Raw genomic sequence first — 21,681 nt, 5'->3', positions numbered from 1 at the left:
GAAAAAGTCAATACGAAATTGACACCGTTATTTTAACATTTCAATATAAAAACCGAGGAGTTGTAATGAAAAAAATATTTTTGATGCTATCGTGCAGTGCGGTTATACTGCTTGCGCAGGATTTTAATGCGCCGATGAAAGCTTATATGAATGAGCTTGAAAAAGAGGCCAAAGCCCAAGATGCTTCTTTTGAGAGGTTTGACGCCAAACGAGGCGAGAGCATTTTTACGAGTCAACATATCGGAAAAAAAGCTCAAGAGATGCGTTGTACGACGTGTCACAAGAGTGATTTGAAAGCGACGGGACTCAATGTCAATACCAATAAAACCATCGCTCCTTTAGCACCTTCAGCCAATGCGCAAAGGCTCACCGACGTTGAAGAAGTGCAAAAATGGTTGCGTCGCAATTTTAACGACGTTTACAATCGCGAAGGAAGCGCGCTTGAAAAAGGCGACGTTTTAACCTATCTTATCAATCAATAAGGAGAAAAAAATGAGACGTATTATCTTAGGGTGTGTTATGTTGGCATCGATGACATGGGCCAAAAACGTTCCTGCGGCAAACGATGCGTTGTACCAAAAAGAGTGTGCGAGTTGTCATTTCGGGTATCAACCCGCCCTTTTAAATGCGAGCGGTTGGCAAAAAGTGATGGGAAATTTGCAAGACCACTTTGGAACCGATGCGTCGCTTTCCCAAAAAGAGCACGATGCTATTTTGACGTACGTGACACAAAACGCGGGAAATAGTAAACTAACGCAAGGCAATACGACGATGCGCATTTCGCAATCGCCGTATTTTATCAAAGAACACCGACGCATTCCAGAGCGTCTTATCGATCAACCGGAGGTCAAATCGCTCAGTCAATGTGCGGCGTGTCACACCAAAGCCGAGCAGGGCGATTATAGCGAGCGTACTATCGTGATACCCAACTACGGGAGATGGGAATGAAAAAAATACTCGTTTGGAGCATCTACACAAGGGTGTTTCATTTTTTGGCAATGGTGTTGATGCTAAGCTTATACCTCAGTAGCGACGAAGATCGGTGGTTGTCCATTCACGCCTCTTTAGGCTATGCAATCGGCGTGCTTTTTTTGGGGCGCGTCGCGTGGGGATTTTTAGATATTCCCTATTCGAAATTTAAAGATTTTAGTTTCAAAATCGCCGATTTAAAAGCGTACATGTTAAGCGTTTTCGGCGCGAAAAAAAGCTATGTCGGGCACAATCCGGCATCCAGTTATGCGATCATCGGAATGATGGTGCTTTTGTTTTTAAGCATCATAAGCGGTGCTTTGGCGTACGGCGCGCAAGAGGGAATGGGCATTGCCTCGTTTTTAAACCACACGTGGTTTGCGAAGATGAAGCTCTTTAAAGAAGTCCATGAATTTTTTGCCAATGCGTTGATGTTTCTTATTTTCGCGCATATAGCAGGTGCATTGCTCGATAGGCTGCTTCATTCTAAGCTGATTTTACGCTCGATGGTGGACGGCTATAAGGAGGGCGAAGGTGCAAGCGTTAGTCTCAATTTTTTTCAAAAAATATTTGGATTCTTTTGGTTGGGCGCAACGATTACTACGTTGATTTATCTTTTAGCTTCGCCCAATGCTTTACTTTTAGCCGATAACAACCCGAAGGTGGATTATGCCAAAGTCCACCCCGCTTTTGCGAAAGAGTGCGGCAGCTGTCATATGCTTTATCCGCCGTTTTTATTGCCTAAAACCTCGTGGGACGAGATGATGAGCTCTTTGGACAATCATTTCGGCGATGATGCCTCGCTAGAGACCGCAACGATGCAGTCGATTAAAGCCTTTTTAGACGATAACAGTGCCGAGCACTCGACCAAAGAAGCCGCCGTGTATATGCTCTCGCGTCTCAAAAATGATACAATGCCCAAGAGCATTACGCAAACGTCGTTTTGGAAAAAACGCCACCACGGAATCGAAAAAGTAGCGTCAAGCGACCCTAAAATCGGTAAAATTTCTAATTGTAAAGCGTGTCATCCGATGATAGAACAAGGCTCGATTAACGACAGAGATATTAAAGGTTAAAACGATGAAACGGATCGTAGCGTTCTTATTGGTCATAGTCACTTTAGGCGTTGCCGACGGACATGAAAAGCACCATTTGAGTAAAGATTTGTCTTCTTTAGAATTGAGTCTTGAACAACAAAACGACGTTAAAGAGATCGTTAAAGCGTATCGACACGAACTTAAAGCTTTTCGCGACGAAAAAGAGAGCGTCGAAAAACGCAAAGAGAGATTGTTTCGCGAAAAGCAGCTTGACGAGCGCGCCTTGGTTGCCTTACAAACCTCTTTAGCCCAAAAAGCATCGCAAATCGAAACGCGTTTTTTACTGCAAATGCACGCTATCCTAACGCCCTCACAACGTGAAAAATTCGCTCGTAATTTAGACGAGTGGGAGGTCGAATGAGCGAGAAAATTTTACTCATCGAAGACGATTTGGAGATGCAATCTCTCATCAAAGAATATTTAACGAACTACGACTTCGAGGTCGTCGCGATCGATAAGCCCAAAGAAGCACTTGCGTACGTCAAAGCACATTCTCAAGAGATTCAACTGATCGTACTGGATTTGATGCTTCCTCAAATGGACGGTTTTGACGTATGCAAAGCGTTACGGGCGTTGAATGAAGAGGTGTACATCATCATCTCTTCCGCGCGCAACGAACTGAGCGATAAAATACTCGGATACGGACTCGGTGCGGACGATTATCTCGCAAAGCCGTATGAACCTAGAGAGTTGGTGTTAAAAATCAATTCCGCCCTTCGAAGAACGCTCAAAAGTAAAAAGAAAATCGGCGACTTCGAGATTGATGAGGAAAAAATGCAAATCGCCTTAGAGGGTTACGTTTTGGATTTGACCAAAATCGAGTTTGATTTGTTGCACTTACTTCTTTCAAACCCCGGAAAAGTTTTTTCGCGCGAAACGCTTTTTAATGCCATTAACGGCATCGGATATAGTTCCAAAGACCGAACGGTCGATATGCATGTAAGCAATCTTCGCGCAAAACTCGGCGATGATTCTAAAAATCCCAAGTACATCAAATCGGTGTGGGGCGTGGGTTACCAGTTGGTGCATTGATGTCGATTTTTACAAAACTTTTACTGCTTTTTCTAGCCAGCCTCGCGGTTATGTTTTTTGTCGGTAAAGAGACGCATTCTTTAGCCAAAACCAATATCGAAGCATTACTCAGGGAAAAATACCTTCAAGCGAGCAACGAACTCTTTAAAGATTTGGCAAACAACGATATGGTCGCTTTTCAAAAAAAGCTCGATGCTTGGGGTTTTGAAAGCGTTGCGTACGATATTTACGAACAAAAAGCACGTCGAATATACGAAGAACAAAGTAGTTTTGGCGAAATGAAAATCTATGAGGATGCCCAAGGTTACTATACGCTTTTGTTGCGCTATTTGGACGAACCTTTGCTCGTACGCGTTAAAAATCAAGAAGAGTATTTTGACCAACAAGCGCGCCTTGGCTATCTCATCGATGCGGACGTAGCACTGCTCGTCGTCATTTTCCTTCTGATCGCGAAGCTTTTATTGCCGTTAAAAACGATGACGCAAACCTTGAAGCGTTTTGGAGAAGGGGACTTACATGTCAGAATGTCGCAGCAAGGCTCCAACGAGCTTGGGCGGCTTGTGGAGAGTTTTAACGCAATGGCGTCCAATATCGAAAATCTGCTCAGTTCACGGGAACGTTTGCTCCGCGACATCGGGCACGAGCTACGAACGCCCTTAGCCAAATCAAAATTGGCATTGGAAATGATGCCCTCAAATCCGCATCAAAAAATTCTCCAAAAAGCGATTTTTCAAATCGATCGACTTACGAACGAACTTTTGCAAATCGAGCGTTTGGGTGCAAATATGGCGGAATTTAAAACAGAGCGTTTTGAAGTCGAGACGCTTCTTTCCGAGGCACTGACCAAACTGATGATTGAGGATGAATCGCTTTTGGAGATTCGTATCGCAGACTCTTTTACGATCGAGGGCGATTTGAATTATCTCGCAATTGCGTTAAAAAACCTTATCGACAACGCGCTCAAATATGCCGTGCATCTGCCTGTCGTGATCGATGTGGAAAACCGTACGATTGCCGTCAAAAACCAAGGCGAGGCTTTGAGTCGTCCTTTAGCGTATTATTGCGAGCCGTTTGTGAGAGGCAATGATGCGCGAGACGGTACGGGATTTGGGCTTGGGCTTAGCATCGTTCAGAAAATTCTCCAAAAACACGGCTTTTCATTACGGCAGGATTACCGTGAAGGGTACTACACGTACGCAATCGTGTTTAAGCAATATTAATTTTGTTTTTACCGCTTCTTTTGACCGCATACATCGCAATATCCGCATCTTTGAGAATGTCGTTGATCGTTTTGGAATTATCCCAAAAGAGCGTTCCTCCGATACTGGCGGAACATTCGTAGTCGCAATCGATTAAAGAAAAAGGTTTAGAAAATTCTTTGAGAACTTTGTGCGCGATACGGCGTAGTTGTTCTTTGGATGGATGTTCGTTCAATCCGAGTTGCGTAATCAAAACGACAAATTCGTCGCCGCCGAAACGTGCGACCGTATCGCAATGACGCAGTATTTTTTGAAGACGTTTGGCGACTTTTTGGAGCAAAACGTCGCCGTATTCGTGGCCTAAAGTATCGTTGAGGTTTTTAAAATTATCCAAATCGATAAACAATAAGCCGCAGTATTCATGCGAGCGTGCACACATCGCCACGGTATAATTCAAGCGATCCAACAAAAGCTTACGGTTGGGAAGTTCGGTTAGGGAGTCGTAATAGGCTAAATGCTCGATCGTCTCTTTGGCTTTTTTCTCTTCGGTAATATTTCGAAAAATCATCACCGAACCGACACTTCGGTTTTCCTGAATAAACGGCGTCAAATTGACATGTACGAAAATATGCTCTCCTTGCGCCGTTCGAAAGAGCTCTTCGCCGACATAGGAACGCTGATGCGCGATGCTCTCAATGATAGGGCAGGGTACTTGATCTAACGATTGGGGATGCACATGAATCAAACGGTGCGCGTTTTTCCCCAACATGTCGATTTCACGATACCCTAATATCGTGAGTGTTGCGGCGTTCACGAAGCGAATAGCTCCGTCGTTCGTGAGAAGAATAACGCCGTTGACGGTAGAGGTCACGATCGTTTCAAATTGAATTTTTTCAAGGACGATTCGTTTGCGCTGTACTAAAAGAAGATAAAGTCCAAACGTTAAAATCGTAAGCGTGATAAAGCCCAAAAGATAGATCGTAAGGTACTTGTTTTCAATGTCAACGAGTTCGGGTGCACAATCGTAAGTCGTGACGTATCCGCCGAGACGATTGTCGATCGCAAAAATAGGATAAAAATTGATGCTGTATCCTTGGTGCTCTAGCACTAGAGGAATCGAAAACGATTGATTGTGAGCAAGCAACTTTTGTACGCGCGGATTGTCGCGAAGCAGCGTATTGATGTGTATCAGTAAGGGCGATTTTAAGGCTTGGTCGCTTAAAGATGAAATGGAAGGATTTTCGATCATAAAACGCTCGGAAATCATCGACGGTACAAAATGGTCTCGGTGCTTTTCAAATACGACGTCCGTCGTCGTCTCCTTATTGAGTAGCAAAAGATAGTGCTGTGCGTTGAGAAGTTTCGAAAGTTCGGCAACGATGCGCTCGTAGGAAAGCGAAAGTTCTACGGTTCCTAAAAACGTCCCTTGATCGACGATCGGATAGACGTAACGAAATCCGGGATAAATACGTCCGCCTTCAAAGCCGGAAACGAAGGTGCGCTCTTCGTTGGCTTTTTTGATCGTCGCCCGAACGTCGATCAAAAGGTCGCCGTTTTCGTTGGGTTGGTGAAACCGTAAGAAACTTTCGCCTTTTTCGGTGTGAAAGTGCAGTTGTCGAATACCCTGAGCGATGAGTTCATGCTGATAAAGCGGGTACAAATAACGGTACAAATTCCCGCGTAAGAGTGCTTTTTCCTCTTCGGATGCGTGTAAAGATCGGCGTAAAATTTCGATGACGCGCGGTTGCATGATGACGTATTTAAAATAATTTTCAATCGAGATGCGATACATCTGCGTGACCGCTTTATACGAAGACTCCAAACTTTGATTTTTACCGTCTAGAATAATCTGAATTTCCCGCTCTTTCACGGCGTAACTGTTGAGAAAAAAGAGAAGATACAACGTGCACAAAAGAGCAAGGGCGGGTACTATCTGTTTCATCAAAAATTCCCTTCTTGAGGGATGCTTTCCACGTCGAAAAACAATTGCATATGACGGTACGTATCGGGGTGCACGGCTTGAACACCCCAAGAGATCTCTTTTCCCCACGAAGCATACTCTTGGGCGGGAGCATTTAAAAGGCGCGTGCGAATCGCTTCGATCTGTTCGGACGAGAGCGTTTTGGTATTTAAAATCAGCGCAAAGCTCGGAACGATAGGCGAATAAGCAATGATCTCCAATCCGAGCGATCGGTACGACTCGGCGATGCTTTCTTTCATTCCGCCCAAATGAAACTCGCCGCGAAGCACGGCAAGAGCGACTTCGTCGTGCTTATGAACATAGCGATAGTGCATCGTCGAAAGCGGTGCTTTCGCGTATGTTTGCACCAACGGGGCGGTTGAAAAATAGCCGCAGGTTGAAAGCGGCTCGGTGAGGGCTACTTTAAGCGTTTGGGGGTGTTCAAGTTCTAACATGTCAGGCGTAAATTTGACTAAAACGCAACGATAGCCGTTTTTGCCCTTAGCGTCGTTAAACGTTACGACGGGGAGGGCGGAAGCATCTTGTTTCATCAAAGCAAGCGTAGGCAAAGGTCCCATATACGCTATATCGATCTTATCGTCGATAAAATCCGCAATCAATTTTTGGTAAGAGGGTTCAAACCGAAACTCTACGGATCGATTGAGGTCGCGTTCGAGATAGCGAAACATCGGGGCAAAATCTTCTACGATAGCAGTGTTGTTTTTATAGGGCAAAGAGGCAAAAATAAGCGCTCTTGCTTCCAAAGAAAAAGAGCCTATCACCATCAAACCGATGCAATAAATCCATCGCATGGATTCACCTTTTTCTAAAATCTCGACATATATCATACATAAGGAACAATAAAGAAAGTCTTAACAATTAGTAAAAAAATCCAACTAATGATAGCTCTTAGGTACGATCAAAACGTAAAAGTAACTTTCAATAAAACTTAGGTACAATTAAAGATTATCTTAATTATACAAAGGAAATAGATGGTCTTTGAAAAACTCGGTTTACTTTCCGTGATTCAAAAAGCGATCGACGAACTAGGCTATCTTAAACCGACCCCCGTTCAAGAAAAAGCTATTCCGATCGTTCTTGAGGGAAAAGACGTTATGGTAACCGCCCAAACGGGTACGGGAAAAACGGCGGCGTATGCTTTGCCTCTCTTAGAAATGCTCACGAAAAAAAGCCAAAAAGCGACGCTTCCGAAGAGTACGCGTTCGTTGATTTTGGTTCCGACGCGCGAATTGGCGTCGCAAGTCGGACAAAGCATTCAAGCGTACGGCAAATACACGTCGTTGCAGATTTGCACGGTGTACGGCGGCGTCAAATTTACGCCCCAAACGAAGAAATTGGAAAAAGGTACGGATATTTTAATCGCGACGCCGGGGCGATTGCTCGAACATGTCAAACTGGACAATATCGATCTTGCGCGCGTGGAAGTGCTTGTTTTTGATGAAGCCGATCGTATTTTGGATATGGGTTTTTGGGATGAGGTCGAACTGCTTTTATCGTTGATAAGCAAAAAACGTCAAACGCTTTTATTTTCGGTCGGTATGACCAAATCGCTTAAACGTTTGAGCGAGATCAGTTTGAAAAAACCTCAAAAGATCGCTATCAACAATCAAGGCAATTTTGCCAAAAAAGTCGAGCAGACCGTTTATTTGGTCGATCAAGAGCGAAAAAGCGAACTGCTTTCGTATATGATCGGCTCAAAAAACTGGCAACAAGTTTTAGTTTTCACCAAAACGAAACAAAGTGCGGACGAAGTCGGACGCTATTTGGAAGAGAGCGGTTTGAAAACCTTGGTGCTTCACGGCGATAAAGCTCATGCAAAGCGTTCGCAAGCGATTAAGGCGTTTAAAGAAAATGCCATTCGCGTTTTAGTCGCCACCGATATTGCTTCCCGCGGACTCGATATTGAAGATTTGGAGCATGTTATTAACTACGAATTGCCCGGCGACGCGGAAGATTACGTGCATCGCGCGGGACGTACGGGGCGTGCCGGAAAAGAGGGATGTGCTATCTCTTTGGTTTCCCAAGAAGAAAAGCAAAAGCTCAAAGAGATCGAAAAGATTTTAAAATACGCCATTAACGTTGAATCGTATGCCGGTTTCGAAACCAAAAAACAGTTGGAAAAAGAGGCAAAAAAAGGGACGGTTAAGGCAAAAATAGAGTATGAAAAAGCCAATAAACGCTCCGTTTCGATTCAGAAAAAACGTGAAGCGTACCACAAAACCAAAACGAAAAAGCAAGCGCAAGGCAAGGATAAAGGAAGTAAAAAATGACGGTTGAAATGCAAAAATTGCACTATTTTAAAGCATTTATCGAGCAAGAGGAAAACCCCTTGGGTAAAAACCTCTATGTGATGGTCTTGGCGGTAGAAGCGTACTACGAGTTTGTCGCCGAAGTGCTGATCCCCGGAACCTCTCGCAGTATGACACAGTTTAAACTGCTTGAGGAACTTCGGGCGTTAAAGACGATTAGCGAGCAAGAGTTTGTCATTATGAACGAGACGCGAAAGCTTAAAAACGAACTGACGCACCGGTTGGATTATCAGATCGATCTGACCTATCTTTACGATTTTTGCAACAACTGTGCGGTCAAAGATAAAATCGTTCCCGAGAACAAAGACGATCAAAACGAACTGGATGCGGCACTGCTGGATGGATTACTCAAAAGTTATAAAATCGTTGATCTAAAACTCTACTCCAAAGTGCGCAAAGAACTTGAAAAGGTGCATGGAGCGGGGAAATGAAGTTTAAAGTAACGGGCCAACAGCACATCTCAAAAAACTGTTTGGTCTGTGGGATTGAAAACCCTTTCGGATTGAAAACTAAGTTTTACGAATTGGAAAACAAAGAGGTCGTGGCGTACTTTACGCCGCATACCTACCTTCAAAGTTACCCCGGCATCTTGCACGGCGGCATCTCGGCGACCATTTTGGACGAAACGATCGGTAGGGCGATTATGGCGCACTACGGACAAGATAAATTCGGTATGACGATCGAATTAAACGTCAAATACAAAAAACCCGTTCCTTTGGATGTCGAACTCAAAGTCGTCGGGCGCATTACGCTTGATAAAGGGCGCATTTTTGAAGGCACGGGAGAGTTGATCTTACCGGACGGTGAAGTTGCGGTCAGTGCAACGGGGCGTTATATGAAACGCGACGTCAATCAGATCGTTGAAAACGATTTTATCGAAGATGAATGGTTTGAAAGTGACGGAAAAGAACGAGACGAGATAGACGTTTAGGTGGAGAAAAAATACCGAATACTTCAAAGCGTCTTTGGACATAAGTGTTTTCGTGCCAATCAAGAAGCGACGGTCGATGCGATCTTAGCGGGGCACGACGTGATGATGATCGTCCCCACGGGTGCCGGCAAATCGCTTTGTTATCAGCTTCCCTCTTTGGTGATGGAAGGACTTAGTGTGGTGGTTTCGCCGCTTTTAGCCTTGATGCACGACCAGATCACGGCACTCTCCGCCTTTGGCATCAAAGCGGCGATGATCTCGTCGATGCAATCAGCCGATGAAATCCATGAAAGCATGCACGCGTGTCGCAAAGGTGAGCTGAAACTCTTGTATGTAGCACCTGAGCGCTTAAAAGGTGAGTCGTTTTTGCACTTTTTGCAAACGCTTTCCATCAACTTTTTTGTCATCGACGAAGCGCACTGTGTGAGTGAGTGGGGGCATGAGTTTAGGGAAGATTATAGGCAACTTTTTCGCCTGAAACACTACTTTCCGAACACGCCCATTGCCGCATTTACGGCGACGGCGACGAAGATCGTCGAGCAGGACATCGTGCATCAGTTGGGACTGGCAAATCCTCTGATCGTTCGAGCCAAAGTCGAGCGGGACAATTTGCACATCAGTGCTACCTATCGAAACGGCAACGGACGCGATCAACTGCTTGAATTTTTAAAAGCGTTTGCGCATGAAAGCGGCATCGTCTATACGCTAAGCCGCAAAGAGACCGAAAGTCTCGCTTCGTTTTTAAACACCCGCGGCATTTCTGCCAAGCCGTACCATGCGGGACTTTCAAGTGAAGCAAAAAATGCGACCTATAAAGCGTTTCTAAGCGATGAGATCGACGTGGTGGTGGCAACCGTGGCGTTTGGCATGGGGATCGATAAGAGCAATATCCGCTTTGTCGCGCACATGTCTTTGCCAAAAACCATCGAAAATTACTACCAAGAGATCGGGCGTGCGGGGCGTGACGGGCTTGCTTCTTCGACCTTGCTTCTTTTCTCAGCCTCTGACATCGTGGAGCACAAGCGTCGCATCGGCGAACAGCCGGCTTCTGCGTACCAAAAAGTCGCGTACGAAAAACTAGATGCCATCGCCAAATTTGCGACCTCGCAAGTGTGTCGTCATCAGCAGATCGCGCGCTATTTTGACGATGCGATTCTTACATGTCAAACGCGGTGCGATAACTGTGTCGAGGGAGAACGCCAAAGCGTAGACATTTCGCAAGAGGCGTTGAAGTTTTTATCGACGGTGTACCGCACGGGTCAGCGTTTTGGGCTTGCGTACGTGGTCGATGTCTTATTGGGGTCTGCCAGTGAAAAAATTGTACAAAATGCGCATCAGGATTTGTCGGTTTTCGGTATCGGCAAGGAGCGAAGCAGGGCACAGTGGTTGAGCATCGCCGAACGGTTGCTGGAACTTGAAGCCCTCAATGTGGGCGAATACCGCGTGGTGAGCCTCAGCGAGTACGGTGCAAAAATCCTGAAAGAGCGTTTACATGTAAGCATTCACGCCAAACGTTTGGAAGAGAAAAAGAGGGCGTCTAAAAAAGCCGAAAAAACACTCAGCGGTGCGTTTGAATTTTCCGTTTTCGAGCAGTTGCGCGCGCTACGCTTGGAGATCGCCAAAGAGAACAGTTTACCGCCGTATGTCATCTTCAGCGATAAGACGCTTAAAGAGATGGCGGAGAAATTGCCTTTGGATAAAGAGGCGATGCTTCAGATCAGCGGTGTGGGCGAAGTCAAGTTTGAGCGTTACGGTGAGGCTTTTTTAGAGCGTTGTGCGACGTTGGTTTCATAGATTTTTTACATAACCCTATTTCGAGACGGTTGTTCACGATGGGTACCCCAAAGCTAAAGCTTTGACCCATCGGAACAAAGTCTCTCTTGCGGATTATGCAAAAAATCTATTGCTTACATGTAAAGGATAAACGATGAACGAAGGACAACAACGCAGTAACATCAAAAAAGGCGTACGCGTACAGATCGTGCTCAAAGAAGATCAACGAAGCGGTAAGCTGACGGAGGGCGTGGTCAAAGACATCCTGACCAACTCCGCCAACCACCCGCACGGTATCAAAGTGCGGCTTGAAAGCGGCGAAGTCGGGCGGGTGAAAGAGATCGTTCTCTAATTACATGTAAAAGCGTTTTACTCCAAATGCAGTAAACGGTCGTACAAAAACAGCGGCTTTTCTTCAAATCCTGCGATACTGCTTTGCGTGTTGGTGGAAGAGTGAAACGCTAAAAGAAGTGTTTTGATCTTCGCTACAAGGGCTGGGTCTAGATGCCCTGAGGCGATCATCGCATCGTAGGGGATCTCTTCGGACGTGCTTAAAATACGAATCTTACGTTGCGTCTCTTCGGGCAGCGCACGGTAAATACCATCATACACTGCTCCCGCGTCAATCGACTTTTCCAAAAGGGCATCGATGATCTTGGAGTGTTTTTTCAACATGTAGATTTTCCCTAACTCTTTACTCGGGTCAATGCCGTTTTGGCGCATCGTAAAACACGGGTAAAGATAGCCCGAAGTGGAGTCAACGTCGGTAAAGCCGAAGCTTTTTCCCTTAAGATCGGCAAGTGTTTTAACGCTACTCTCTTTTGGCGTGAGGATCAAGCTACGGTAGGTGCTGCGTTTGAGCGTTTGGGTGTCTGCAAACTGAATCGTTCCTAGATAATCGGCATTGACCTCTTTTTGACGCAACATCGCAAACAGTTTGGGTGAAATAGACGCCATGTCCACACTGCCTTGCTCAATCAGCGTGATAAGCTGGTTATAATCTTTGGAAACAACAAAAACAATCTCTTTATCGAGAGCTTTTTCAAGGTACGCGATCAATTCAGCGTGAATGGCTTGAAGTTCGGGCGTCGTTTTGTAAGGGTTAACGCCTAAGACGAGTTGGTCTTTAGCGCACAAGCAGGTACAGCACAACAGCACGATGCCGAGGAGTTTTTTAATCTTCATGTTCAACCCTATCCCTTCCGTTATTTTTAGCGCGGTACAGCGCGGTATCCGCACGTTTTAAGATCGCATTGGGTGTGTCGCCCGAGCGGTACGTCGCAACACCCAAGCTCATCGTGACGGTGTTGGCATAATGATCAAACGTATGGTGTTTGACGTTGGTACGCATTTGCTCGGCGATCACGCAAGCCCCTTGGGTATCGGTTTGCGGGAGTATCAGTAAAAACTCTTCACCGCCCCATCGTCCTAATATATCGCTGGCGCGAACGCTTTGGCGCATCAGCTGCGCCGTCACTTCTAAAACATGATCGCCCACCTCGTGCCCGCACGTGTCGTTAATGGTTTTAAAACGATCTATGTCGATCATTAGCACGGAGAAAAAACTTCCCCGCTCACTCTCTTTAAGCTTTTGATCTAAAAACTCTTCCAATTTGCGTCGGTTCCAAAGCGCAGTCAACTGGTCGATGGAGCTTAGATGCTCCAGTGCATCTTGTGTTTCGGCGACTTTTCGGCTCATATTGAAAAGGGCTTCGGCGATTTTTTTCACTTCAGGCGTCGAGCGCTCTTTGGTGGTATGTTTGATCGTCGTGCCGACTTCTTTGATGTCCAAGCGGTCTTCGTAAAAATCGATCAGCACTTGAGAGAGTGATTTGTACTCTTTGAGGTGTTTTAAGAGGGTAAAATGCAGCGCCAATACAAATAAAATCAACGCTATGCCAATGCTCACGAAAAAATTGGTACGCGCTTCTTTCAGGGCTTGAAGTTCATCTTCGGATGCCAGCCCAATGGTAAAGCTTGCCTCTTTGATACTGCCTGCTTGAAGCATGACATGTAAGGACGATGCATTGCTCAGCGTTTCATGTTTGATCGCAGAGAGCGTTTGGTTTTCGGAGTGGTAGGCGATGTTCATCGTTGTGCCTTGCACCAAGGAAGAGAGCAAATCATCATCGATGATGAGCGCAACGCTGATCAAACCGATGGGTCTTTCGCCGTATTGTTTAATGCGTTTGGCGAAGATGAGACACTCTTTGTCGTCGACTTTATCGATGCCTAAAAAGGTGTCATTTTGAAGTGCTTGTTGTACGTAAAAGCGTTTGGACGCATCGTCTCCAAATCGAAACTCGGACTCACCACGGCTGATGATCGTTCCATCCAGATCAATGAAATGGATTTTATGTGCCGAAGATGAGAGGAAGAGTTTGCTCCAGTTGTAGAGCATGTCGGTGTCGTTACTGATGATGCCTGTGATGACCTCTTGCGAGTTGATGAGAATTTGTGCCGTTTTTTGAAGCTGATCCAACTTTTCTTCAAAACGTTTTTGAATCATCTCCGATTGGATCAGGTTTTTTTGGTCAAACGCCGCTTTTTGCGTCACGTAAAGAGACTGGATTTGATAAATTCCGAAACTAAAGATAGCTCCCAACTGAACAAGGGTGAGAAAGAGGATTTTATTGTACAGTTTCATAGATGCGTGCTTTTAAAATGCGCTTAAACGGTTCGTAAAAGCGTTCATCTTTGCGGACAAATCCCGCGCTTTCCCAGCCTAAAAACGCTTCAAAGGCTTTGTTGATTGCAGAGTCGATGGGAATTTGCTCCAGTAAGATTGCGATGCGTTTGCTCTCATCTTGCGAGACATTGGCTGATGCGACAATGGCATCCAGTGGGATCGGCTCTGAGGCGGCTAGGATGGTGAATTGATCGCCGTACTTTGCAAGCGCATTGTAGTAAGTGCCATCGGACATCGCTCCCACGTCGATGGAGTGGTTGACGAGTGCTTCGACCACTTTGTCATGTTTTTTGAGAAAAAAGGCTTTTTGAAAAAAGGTGTAGGGGTTGATGTGGCGTTCTTCCAACATCAGCATCGGGTACGCATACCCTGAGGTCGAGTCTTTGTCGGTAAAGGCAAAATGCTTGCCCTTTGCCTCTTCAAGTGCGTTTACATGTAAACTTTTCAGAGTGACGATAAAGGACTGATAATACGGCGTAATCTGCCCGTTTTTGGAGTGTTCCAAGTACGTTACAAGGTAGCGTAGTGAGGGAGTTTTTTCTTTTAAAAGCACAAAGCTTTTGGTGTTGACCCACGCAAAATCGACACTTTTTTCTTCGATGCGCGAAAAGAGTTCATCGTAATCTTTGGTCACGACAAGTTTGAAGGTATCGTTTGTATTCGCACTCAAATACTCCATCAAAGGGGCAAAGGCATGCATGATTTTTTCGGGGTTGTTCGAGGGATAGGTCGCAAAAATATACTCTTTAGCGTGTAAAGAAGTGCAAAAAAGAAGACCGATAAAAATGCATTTAAAAAGCATATGTTCCTGCTGCGTGATGAAAAAGTTTATTAGGTACGTATGATTTTAGCATAATAGACTAGAAGAAAAATAAAACCAACTTAAATATGTAACCTTTCTGAAATGTACCTAAAAAGGAAGTGTTAATGTCAAGCGTCTAAGGCAAAAACGACCTTAAACGCTTGACATGTCAAATGCTAAACGCACGCGATTTTACGATTGCGCTCTCACGCGTGCTTAAGCTTCTTCGCTATAGTTTTGAAAATACGCGTCGTCTTGATTGGGGTCTAGAAAGAAGAAATTCTCGCCGACGTAATACAACGCTAAACAGATGCCGATCCCTCCAAACGCAATCGCCCATTCCGTCATCGTCGGCATATACTCTACCCATGAAGGTGCGAGTTGATACTCTTTGAGCTTCATCGTTTGCATTGGATAGACAAGCGTGTCGTGTACAAGATCGTAGCGCATAAAAAAGATGCCTATCATGCCCGAAACGGATGCGTAGATCATCGCTTTAAGCGCTTTGGCTTTGCTGTATAAAATGATGACGAAAGGAATCGCCATACCCAAAAGCACTTCGCCGACCCAGAAGTTAAACGAGCCTAAGATATGCAATGCCGTTTCGGCACGCTCGGGAAAGTTACCGTAAATCGCCGTTAAAAAACGCCAAAATTCAAAAAAGACGAGAATCGCGATGAGCAATCCCAAAAGCCGCCCCAAGTGCATTAAAAACTTTTGCATCTCATCGTTAAAAACCATTTTGTACTTGTAACCGTACATCAGAAACAGAAGATAGCACCCCGTAATCATCGCCGATAAAATAAAATAAACGGGATAAAAAACGCCGTTTGCCATAGGTCTCCCGATCAAAAAGCCAAAGACGGCCCCCAAGTTGGAGTGTGCCGCAATGCCGACCAACAAACCTCCAAGACCGAAAATGCGCGACCATTTATGATCGTCGCGCGAAAGAAAGATAAACTCTAAAATAATCAAAAAAAGATACACGGAGTACAAGACGCCCATACCCCAAATCGCGGAAGAAAAACCGGGCGAGAGGGTATTGTAGATGACCATACGCACGGGATGACCGATCTCTAAGCCGATTACTACAAAGCCCGAAACAATCGTAATGATCGCACCGAAAATGGCGCGTTTGCCGATAAATTCAAAGCTTTTGATATGAAAAACGTGTCCCAATGAGGAGATGATGCAAAGTCCCGTCGATGAAACGACGAAAAAGATATACATCGCGATCAGCAATCCCCAAGGATGCTCTCTCGTAACGCCGTAAGCGTGGTGCCCGTGCATCAGATAGTGCACGAATCCTCCCGCAAACGCCGCCAAAAGAAGCAGGGTCGTCAGTGCCATAACGAGATTAAACGGGGTTCTCTCAAAATCGAAAACGGATCGTAACGTAATGCTTTTATGCGGAATCAAATGATCTAACATGCGTGTTCCTTATTTGATGTAAAAGAGTCTCGGTTCCGTACCGATACCGGCTTTAAGCGTAAAGTGCTCTTTGGTGCGAAGAATGTGCGAAACTTCGCTGTTGGGATCTTCCATATCGCCGAAGATGCGTACTTTGGTCGGGCAGGTCGCTTGGCATGCCGTGGTTTTGAGCCCTCGCGCCAGACGCGTATCGCTGCAAAAATTGCACTTATCGACGCTCATCGTGCGCGTATCGACGTAGCGTGCGTCATACGGACATGCGACCATACAGTAACTGCACAAAATACACTTTTGCGCGTCGATTTGAACGACGCCGTTTTTGTCGTAGTAGGTTGCATGCGTCGGGCAAACCTCTTCACACGGCGCATTGGCGCAATGTTGGCATTGGCTTGGGTAAAACGTGCTGGATGGAATGCTCAAAAACGGGTATTTTCCTTCGATCTCATACGTACCGACCCAAATACGATGCGCTTTAGCTCCCAGTTCGATTCCGTTTTCTTCTTTACAGGCGACTTCGCACGCCTTACAGTTAATGCAGTTTTTATAGTTTAAGATCATTGCGTACTTTGCCATGATTACACCTTTTTAATTTCGACGTTGGTTTCGTGCATGATCGAAGAGCCGTACACCGGTTCGATAATATCTTCGATGAGGGCGTTATCGTTGGCACCTTGTCGGTAAGCAAGCGTTAAAGCTGAGCTTTCGCTTCCGAATCCGTGCACGAAAAAGACGACTTCGTGTCCGATTTTTTCCGTCGGATACGCTTTAAGGCGCGTTTTGCCGACTTTGCCGGAGACTTCGACCGTATCGCCGAAACGAATTTGCATCTTTTTGGCGACGCTTGCATTGATCCAAAGATAGTTTTCGTCCATCAAGTCCCGCAACATGGCGTTATTGGCGGTTCCGCTTTGCGTAAATTGTGCGTGCCGTCCCGTAATCAGTCTAAATTTTCCCTCAGGTACGCTAAAGGCAAACGCTTCGTGCCATGTCGGCATTGCGTCTACGCCTTGCTCCGCCATCGTCGAGAGTTTGCATTCGATTTTTCCCGAAGCGGTTTTCGGTTTGCCGTTTTGAACGCTATAGGCTTTTTCGTTTTCGGGGTAGTATTGAAATTCATTGGCGTTGATGGCTTTAAAACGACGTTCCATCTCAGGATAAAAAACCCCTTTCGTGCACAAGGTTTCATATGCGCCCGCGTATTTTGCGACCGCCGCTTTATTGGCTTCTTCTTGCGAATGTTCAAACGCTTTAGAGATGTCGAAATCCGCATAAACTTCTTCTTCCGAGCTCTCTTCGATAGCGGTTTGGACGTCTTCGTCGTATTTTTTCGTCACGTCAAACAGCGGCTTGCTTATCATGTGACTCAAATCGTTCAAAATTTCGCGGACCGGTTTGCTCTCAAACATCGGATCGACGACTTTGTTTCTTTGCGCGATCGAAGGTTCCGCTCCCGCGAAAGAGACCACGGGATCGGTACGCTCCAAATAGGTACATTCGGGCAGAATCACGTCGGCATACATCGCCGTATCGCTCGGCATCGTGTCGATGACGACGACCAAGTCCATTTTTTTAAGCATTTCGATACTTTTAGCACTATTGGGCATATTTAAAACGGGATTGTGTTTGTAGATGAAAGCACCTCTAACGGGATAGGGCATTTTCCCTTCCAAAAAGCGGTTTCGCCACCCGATCCACGATCCACCTCCGGAGATAATCGCGCAATCTTCATAGCCGCTTTCGCCTTTTTTGACGTTCTTTTTACGCGCGATTGCACGCGATTTTGCTTGGGCGTAAATCGGGCTTGATACTTCGTGCTCGGCTAAAGGAAGATTTTTCCCGAAAATCAGCCCGCCTTTCGTGTCGATGCCGCCGCTTAAAGCCTGAAACAGAGCCATCGCGCGTCGAAGCTGAAAATCGCTTTGCGAAAACGTACTGCGCCTTCCGGGATAATAGATCGCTTTGGGTGCATAGAGCATAAATTCGCGTGCGATTTCCCGAATCTGTTTGGCACTGATTCCCGTGATGTTTTCCGCCCATTCGGGAGTGTACTCATGGCTTAAAATATGCTCTTCATACGCTTCAAAGTCCGAAAAATAGGTTTCGACGTATGCAAGGTTGTACATTTTTTCCTGAATGACGACGTAGGTTAACGCCAAGACGAAAGCCAAGTCGGTTCCGGGTTTGATCGGTAGCCATACGTCGGCTTTGGCGGCGGTATTGGTAAAACGAGGGTCGACGTAGACCAATTTAGCACCTCGACCTTGCGTTTTTTTGAAAAGCTCCGTCGAGTCGGGCGTCACGATCGCCTCCGCACGATTGGCTCCCGCCATAATCACGTACTGGGCGTTTTGCAAATCGGCAAACGGATAAGCACCTAAAGTAACACCGTAAGCCGAAACAACGGTTTGAAGGCATAAAGAAGCGTGGTTGAGCCAGTTAGAAGAGCCGAAAAGTTGGTAAAACGTTTTGAAGGTATGTTCCGCCATACCCTCTCCGGCACAAAATAAAAAGGAAGAACGGTTATCTTTTTCTTCGTCTAAAATCGTGACGATCTTTTCTTTAAGATAGGTATTGACTTCAGCCCATGACGCACGTCTAAATTTGCCTGAGCCTTTTTCTCCGCTACGAATCAAAGGATATTTGAGCCTGTCCGGATCGTACAGGGCTTGAATGCCGGCATTACCGCGCGGGCAGAGCATATTTTTAGACTTCGGAAACAAAGGGTTGGGGTCGAGTTTGGTTACGACGCCTTTTTCAACCCGTGCGAGGAGGGCACATTTGTTGACGCATACTTCGCATAAAGTCGGTATTTCGATACCGCCGGTGGAGGTTTTCGTAATGCCGTAAGCGCTCGCGGGCATGTGCGTATTGTCCTGCGGCTTTGTACCGCCAAAAGTGCTACTTGTCGCAACAATGCTCAAAGCAACGCTTCCTTGTAAAAACCGTCTACGAGATATTTCTACTTCCAATGGGACTCCTTCAAAGATTTATGTTACGATTTGAATCGATTGCAAGGCCATAGTTATTATTTTATAAAATAATTTTCATTAATTTATAAAATGATACGCCATAGTAACAGTTCGTCTCAAAAAAATCCTTAACATAAGTCAATTAAAATTAAATCATTATAATAAGTAATTTTTTAGAGAACGTGTTTCAAGATAAACGAAGCTATCAAAAAGAGAGGCTTACATGTTATTTTGCTCAGAAAAAGTCTTATAAATAATAATATCGTAAGATTAGTGTGATAAACTTTCGTTATTATTTTTGCCTTCCTTCTTTTGCCTTCTCCCAAAATAGATAAAATCGTTGCTTTACAAAAGCGCGTTCATCGCTTTTAAGGAATAAAATGCTTTCTTTATTGAAAAGTAAATCTCTTACATGTAAACCTATGTTAAAGTTAAAAGTTAAAAGTTAAAAGTTAAAAGTTAAAAGTTAAAAGTTAAAAGTTAAAAGTTAAAAGTTAAAAGTTAAAAGTTAAAAGTTAAAAGTTAAAAGTTAAAAGTTAAAAGTTAAAAGTTAAAAAGTTAAAAGTTAAAAGTTAAAAGTTAAAAGTTAAAAGTTAAAAGTTAAAAGTTAAAAGTTAAAAGTTAAAAGTTAAAAGTTAAAAGTTAAAAGTTAAAAGTTAAAAGTTAAAAGTTAAAAGTTAAGCCCTGACCCCTTAATTTCAATCAATTGCCCATGCGCAAGTACAGGTGAAGTGCTTTCACCCACGGATGAAGCTTTATTGATGGCAACAAAGAAACATGTACTCAAACTCCTACGTCCACATGACTTTGTACTGATCAACGGGATTTACGAAGCTAAACGAGATGGGCTCATTAAAATTCTCTCTTCTCTTCCCATTAGCTATGAATGGCGTTTAACCAAGACAGATGTGCGTGATACCTACTCAAAGATTGAAGGCAAATTAACAGTTAACGTGGGTGATCTCATACGTTCATCCTCGGGATTAGGTATTTGTGAGTTCAGTGAATTAAGAGGTAATGGAGGTTTGCACTTTTGTACAGCTCGTGCTGAAACAAGAGCACTAAAACGTGCCATTGAGGTGTTGTTTGGCTCGGTTATTAACTATTTCGTGATGAATTATTTGGAGGTGAAAGTAGCTTGATGACAAGCCATCGGTGTAAATCGGTGGCTTGCATATATTTTTTGATAAGAATAAAAATAGTACGAGTTTGTCTAAATTTATTTATTAATTGTTGTATAGCTACCATCACTATGAAAAATGGTATTCCCAGTTTTAGTACTATAAGAACCATCACTGTTATATTGAGTATTGCCACTTCTAGTGCTATAAGAGCCATCACTATTGTATGTTGTACTTCCACTACGGGTACTATAACTACCGTCACTATTGTATGTTGTACTTCCACTGCGTGTACTGTAGCTACCATCGCTATGATACATGGTATTGCCACTTTGCGTACCATAACTACCATCACTATTTGTGTACCCACCTCCAAAAGAAGCTGTTAACAACAAAATACAAACAAAACACACCTTTTTCATTGTCATTCCTTTTAGAACGTATTTTTATCAATTTACTAAACTTCACTAACACTCTTATTTTATTACAACTAATTGGATAATTCTTTTATTCTTTTACAACTAAGCTCTATACCGCCATCGCAAGCTCTTTGATAAAATTTAATTGCTTGTAAAGTATCTATATTCCTACCTAACCCTTGCTCGTACATCACCCCTTGAAATGCGCAACCTAATGGATTGTTTTGTTCACAAGCATTATAAAAAAGATCATATGCTCGTTTAAAATCTTGTGGCGTATCTTTACCATCTTTATATGCGAGCCCAACGTATACACAAGCACTTTGATTACCCTCTAAACATTTTTTTTTGTAAAAACTTAGAGTATAAAGCCGATCATCAGGCAATGATTGTTCCTCAACAGCATTTGCATTATTGCTTAATAAACATGAAATAACTAGATAATACAACAACTTTAATTTCATCATAATCTCATATTTTGTGTTATTTTAGAACAATTCGAAAATCATTGAAAAGACACCAATCGACATAAAAACGCCTAAAAGAACCATTGCTTTAGCTAGCAATGCCCATGCAATAAAATTTGTGTCTAGTCACTCCCGAACATGAATACCCATTTTTTTAAAATAGGGTAGGCAAAGGGTAATTTGTCTTTGGAGTTCTTTGTCATTTTTGTTCATAATCAACTCATTGTTGTTTTCTTTATGAATTTTCATGGCAACTCTTGAAAAATCGTCAGGAGAGTAATCTTTAAGCAAATCATATCTAATATTCTGTGCTGCAGTATTCATGTGTTGAAAAAAGTCGTAATTTTCAGCATCTTGTGCTATTGTTGCCATATATGCTATTATCGAAAAACATTGGAATCTGAAATCCGTATCTGCTTTTTGTGCAGCATTTATATTTGAATAATAAATCGAACAAATCACTAAAATGTGTATCATCTTTTTCATACTTAA

General features: G+C 44.1%; 23 protein-coding genes. 12 read left to right on the top strand and 11 right to left on the bottom strand.

Annotation, left to right across the window (positions count from 1 at the left end; genetic code table 11):
• Positions 1–65 precede the first annotated feature (65 nt).
• Genes OA34_RS05075 through OA34_RS05050 form a run of 6 tightly spaced genes read left to right on the top strand, consistent with a single transcriptional unit; the run spans position 66 to position 4,318 of the window.
• Positions 66–482, top strand: a complete 417-nt coding sequence (locus OA34_RS05075) for a DUF1924 domain-containing protein (protein WP_039673031.1) — start codon at positions 66–68, stop codon at positions 480–482.
• Between the two features lie 10 nt (positions 483–492).
• Positions 493–948, top strand: a complete 456-nt coding sequence (locus OA34_RS05070) for a diheme cytochrome c (RefSeq protein WP_039673029.1) — start codon at positions 493–495, stop codon at positions 946–948.
• Positions 945–2,045: a cytochrome b/b6 domain-containing protein gene (locus tag OA34_RS05065; protein WP_286682863.1), complete on the top strand. Its 1,101-nt coding sequence runs from the start codon at positions 945–947 to the stop codon at positions 2,043–2,045. The genes OA34_RS05070 and OA34_RS05065 overlap by 4 nt, the downstream gene beginning before the upstream one ends.
• 4 nt (positions 2,046–2,049) lie before the next feature.
• Positions 2,050–2,427, top strand: coding sequence for a Spy/CpxP family protein refolding chaperone (locus OA34_RS05060; protein ID WP_039673027.1), 378 nt, complete (start codon positions 2,050–2,052; stop codon positions 2,425–2,427).
• The gene (locus tag OA34_RS05055) at positions 2,424–3,098 is read left to right on the top strand and encodes a response regulator transcription factor (protein ID WP_039673025.1); all 675 of its coding nucleotides are present in this window, start codon (positions 2,424–2,426) and stop codon (positions 3,096–3,098) included. The genes OA34_RS05060 and OA34_RS05055 overlap by 4 nt, the downstream gene beginning before the upstream one ends.
• Complete coding sequence (locus tag OA34_RS05050; protein ID WP_060825591.1) at positions 3,098–4,318, top strand: ArsS family sensor histidine kinase; 1,221 nt, start codon at positions 3,098–3,100, stop codon at positions 4,316–4,318. Before OA34_RS05055 ends, OA34_RS05050 begins: the two co-directional genes overlap by 1 nt.
• Here OA34_RS05050 and OA34_RS05045 read toward each other — a convergent pair.
• Entirely contained in the window at positions 4,305–6,239 is a 1,935-nt protein-coding gene (locus OA34_RS05045) for a diguanylate cyclase domain-containing protein (RefSeq protein WP_039673023.1), read from the bottom strand. The genes OA34_RS05050 and OA34_RS05045 overlap by 14 nt on opposite strands.
• Positions 6,239–7,069 (bottom strand): PhnD/SsuA/transferrin family substrate-binding protein, encoded by an 831-nt coding sequence (locus OA34_RS05040; RefSeq protein WP_286682862.1) that lies wholly within the window; start codon positions 7,067–7,069, stop codon positions 6,239–6,241. The genes OA34_RS05045 and OA34_RS05040 overlap by 1 nt, the downstream gene beginning before the upstream one ends.
• Positions 7,070–7,249: 180 nt before the next feature.
• Here OA34_RS05040 and OA34_RS05035 point away from each other — a divergent pair, with 180 nt between their 5' ends.
• The 5 genes from OA34_RS05035 (at position 7,250) to OA34_RS05015 (ending at position 11,643) form a co-directional block, all read left to right on the top strand.
• Positions 7,250–8,548 carry a DEAD/DEAH box helicase gene (locus OA34_RS05035; protein WP_039673021.1) on the top strand — a complete coding sequence of 433 codons (1,299 nt, stop codon included), beginning with the start codon at positions 7,250–7,252 and terminating at the stop codon, positions 8,546–8,548.
• Positions 8,545–9,018 carry a hypothetical protein gene (locus OA34_RS05030; RefSeq protein WP_039673019.1) on the top strand — a complete coding sequence of 158 codons (474 nt, stop codon included), beginning with the start codon at positions 8,545–8,547 and terminating at the stop codon, positions 9,016–9,018. The genes OA34_RS05035 and OA34_RS05030 overlap by 4 nt, the downstream gene beginning before the upstream one ends.
• Positions 9,015–9,518: a PaaI family thioesterase gene (locus OA34_RS05025; protein ID WP_039673017.1), complete on the top strand. Its 504-nt coding sequence runs from the start codon at positions 9,015–9,017 to the stop codon at positions 9,516–9,518. Before OA34_RS05030 ends, OA34_RS05025 begins: the two co-directional genes overlap by 4 nt.
• Entirely contained in the window at positions 9,519–11,312 is a 1,794-nt protein-coding gene (recQ, locus tag OA34_RS05020) for a DNA helicase RecQ (protein WP_039673016.1), read from the top strand.
• 133 nt (positions 11,313–11,445) lie between these two features.
• Positions 11,446–11,643 (top strand): YwbE family protein, encoded by a 198-nt coding sequence (locus tag OA34_RS05015; RefSeq protein ID WP_039673014.1) that lies wholly within the window; start codon positions 11,446–11,448, stop codon positions 11,641–11,643.
• A gap of 17 nt (positions 11,644–11,660) precedes the next feature.
• Here the strand turns inward: OA34_RS05015 and OA34_RS05010 are convergent, their stop codons facing one another.
• The 6 genes from OA34_RS05010 to OA34_RS04985 form a co-directional block, all read right to left on the bottom strand.
• Positions 11,661–12,476, bottom strand: coding sequence for a phosphate/phosphite/phosphonate ABC transporter substrate-binding protein (locus OA34_RS05010; protein WP_039673012.1), 816 nt, complete (start codon positions 12,474–12,476; stop codon positions 11,661–11,663).
• Positions 12,466–13,938, bottom strand: coding sequence for a diguanylate cyclase (locus OA34_RS13555; protein ID WP_286682861.1), 1,473 nt, complete (start codon positions 13,936–13,938; stop codon positions 12,466–12,468). Before OA34_RS13555 ends, OA34_RS05010 begins: the two co-directional genes overlap by 11 nt.
• Positions 13,922–14,782, bottom strand: a complete 861-nt coding sequence (locus OA34_RS05000) for a phosphate/phosphite/phosphonate ABC transporter substrate-binding protein (RefSeq protein ID WP_039673010.1) — start codon at positions 14,780–14,782, stop codon at positions 13,922–13,924. Before OA34_RS05000 ends, OA34_RS13555 begins: the two co-directional genes overlap by 17 nt.
• 216 nt (positions 14,783–14,998) lie before the next feature.
• Positions 14,999–16,213 carry an NrfD/PsrC family molybdoenzyme membrane anchor subunit gene (nrfD, locus tag OA34_RS04995; protein WP_286682860.1) on the bottom strand — a complete coding sequence of 405 codons (1,215 nt, stop codon included), beginning with the start codon at positions 16,211–16,213 and terminating at the stop codon, positions 14,999–15,001.
• Positions 16,214–16,222: 9 nt separating this feature from the next.
• Positions 16,223–16,786 (bottom strand): 4Fe-4S dicluster domain-containing protein, encoded by a 564-nt coding sequence (locus OA34_RS04990; protein ID WP_039673008.1) that lies wholly within the window; start codon positions 16,784–16,786, stop codon positions 16,223–16,225.
• 2 nt (positions 16,787–16,788) lie between these two features.
• Positions 16,789–19,182 carry a molybdopterin-dependent oxidoreductase gene (locus OA34_RS04985; protein WP_039673006.1) on the bottom strand — a complete coding sequence of 798 codons (2,394 nt, stop codon included), beginning with the start codon at positions 19,180–19,182 and terminating at the stop codon, positions 16,789–16,791.
• 761 nt (positions 19,183–19,943) lie between these two features.
• On the opposite strand from OA34_RS04985, the gene OA34_RS13550 reads away from it, so the two are divergent.
• Positions 19,944–20,324: a hypothetical protein gene (locus OA34_RS13550; RefSeq protein ID WP_286682859.1), complete on the top strand. Its 381-nt coding sequence runs from the start codon at positions 19,944–19,946 to the stop codon at positions 20,322–20,324.
• A 77-nt stretch (positions 20,325–20,401) separates the two neighbouring features.
• Here OA34_RS13550 and OA34_RS04980 read toward each other — a convergent pair whose 3' ends face one another.
• From OA34_RS04980 to OA34_RS04970, 3 genes are all read right to left on the bottom strand, one after another.
• Positions 20,402–20,725 (bottom strand): hypothetical protein, encoded by a 324-nt coding sequence (locus tag OA34_RS04980; protein WP_286682858.1) that lies wholly within the window; start codon positions 20,723–20,725, stop codon positions 20,402–20,404.
• Between the two features lie 68 nt (positions 20,726–20,793).
• Positions 20,794–21,186, bottom strand: coding sequence for a tetratricopeptide repeat protein (locus tag OA34_RS13545; protein ID WP_286682857.1), 393 nt, complete (start codon positions 21,184–21,186; stop codon positions 20,794–20,796).
• A 129-nt stretch (positions 21,187–21,315) separates the two neighbouring features.
• Positions 21,316–21,675 (bottom strand): hypothetical protein, encoded by a 360-nt coding sequence (locus tag OA34_RS04970; protein WP_039673001.1) that lies wholly within the window; start codon positions 21,673–21,675, stop codon positions 21,316–21,318.
• Between the last annotated feature and the right edge of the window lie 6 nt (positions 21,676–21,681).

It is taken from the genome of Sulfurospirillum sp. MES (genome assembly GCF_000789415.1).
Taxonomy (GTDB): domain Bacteria; phylum Campylobacterota; class Campylobacteria; order Campylobacterales; family Sulfurospirillaceae; genus Sulfurospirillum; species Sulfurospirillum cavolei.
Note: the sequence above shows the minus strand (reverse complement) of the source record. Positions and strands in the feature narration are given on the sequence as shown.

Excerpts from the sequence above, each read along its gene's own strand:
- OA34_RS05075 (WP_039673031.1), top strand. The coding sequence starts at position 66 with ATGAAAAAAATATTTTTGATGCTATCGTGCAGTGCGGTTATACTGCTT.
- OA34_RS05070 (WP_039673029.1), top strand. The coding sequence starts at position 493 with ATGAGACGTATTATCTTAGGGTGTGTTATGTTGGCATCGATGACATGG.
- OA34_RS05065 (WP_286682863.1), top strand. The coding sequence starts at position 945 with ATGAAAAAAATACTCGTTTGGAGCATCTACACAAGGGTGTTTCATTTT.
- OA34_RS05060 (WP_039673027.1), top strand. The coding sequence starts at position 2,050 with ATGAAACGGATCGTAGCGTTCTTATTGGTCATAGTCACTTTAGGCGTT.
- OA34_RS05055 (WP_039673025.1), top strand. The coding sequence starts at position 2,424 with ATGAGCGAGAAAATTTTACTCATCGAAGACGATTTGGAGATGCAATCT.
- OA34_RS05050 (WP_060825591.1), top strand. The coding sequence starts at position 3,098 with ATGTCGATTTTTACAAAACTTTTACTGCTTTTTCTAGCCAGCCTCGCG.
- OA34_RS05045 (WP_039673023.1), bottom strand. The coding sequence starts at position 6,239 with ATGAAACAGATAGTACCCGCCCTTGCTCTTTTGTGCACGTTGTATCTT.
- OA34_RS05040 (WP_286682862.1), bottom strand. The coding sequence starts at position 7,069 with ATGCGATGGATTTATTGCATCGGTTTGATGGTGATAGGCTCTTTTTCT.
- OA34_RS05035 (WP_039673021.1), top strand. The coding sequence starts at position 7,250 with ATGGTCTTTGAAAAACTCGGTTTACTTTCCGTGATTCAAAAAGCGATC.
- OA34_RS05030 (WP_039673019.1), top strand. The coding sequence starts at position 8,545 with ATGACGGTTGAAATGCAAAAATTGCACTATTTTAAAGCATTTATCGAG.
- OA34_RS05025 (WP_039673017.1), top strand. The coding sequence starts at position 9,015 with ATGAAGTTTAAAGTAACGGGCCAACAGCACATCTCAAAAAACTGTTTG.
- OA34_RS05015 (WP_039673014.1), top strand. The coding sequence starts at position 11,446 with ATGAACGAAGGACAACAACGCAGTAACATCAAAAAAGGCGTACGCGTA.
- OA34_RS05010 (WP_039673012.1), bottom strand. The coding sequence starts at position 12,476 with ATGAAGATTAAAAAACTCCTCGGCATCGTGCTGTTGTGCTGTACCTGC.
- OA34_RS13555 (WP_286682861.1), bottom strand. The coding sequence starts at position 13,938 with ATGAAACTGTACAATAAAATCCTCTTTCTCACCCTTGTTCAGTTGGGA.
- OA34_RS05000 (WP_039673010.1), bottom strand. The coding sequence starts at position 14,782 with ATGCTTTTTAAATGCATTTTTATCGGTCTTCTTTTTTGCACTTCTTTA.
- nrfD (WP_286682860.1), bottom strand. The coding sequence starts at position 16,213 with ATGTTAGATCATTTGATTCCGCATAAAAGCATTACGTTACGATCCGTT.
- OA34_RS04990 (WP_039673008.1), bottom strand. The coding sequence starts at position 16,786 with ATGGCAAAGTACGCAATGATCTTAAACTATAAAAACTGCATTAACTGT.
- OA34_RS13550 (WP_286682859.1), top strand. The coding sequence starts at position 19,944 with ATGGCAACAAAGAAACATGTACTCAAACTCCTACGTCCACATGACTTT.
- OA34_RS04980 (WP_286682858.1), bottom strand. The coding sequence starts at position 20,725 with ATGAAAAAGGTGTGTTTTGTTTGTATTTTGTTGTTAACAGCTTCTTTT.
- OA34_RS13545 (WP_286682857.1), bottom strand. The coding sequence starts at position 21,186 with ATGAAATTAAAGTTGTTGTATTATCTAGTTATTTCATGTTTATTAAGC.
- OA34_RS04970 (WP_039673001.1), bottom strand. The coding sequence starts at position 21,675 with ATGAAAAAGATGATACACATTTTAGTGATTTGTTCGATTTATTATTCA.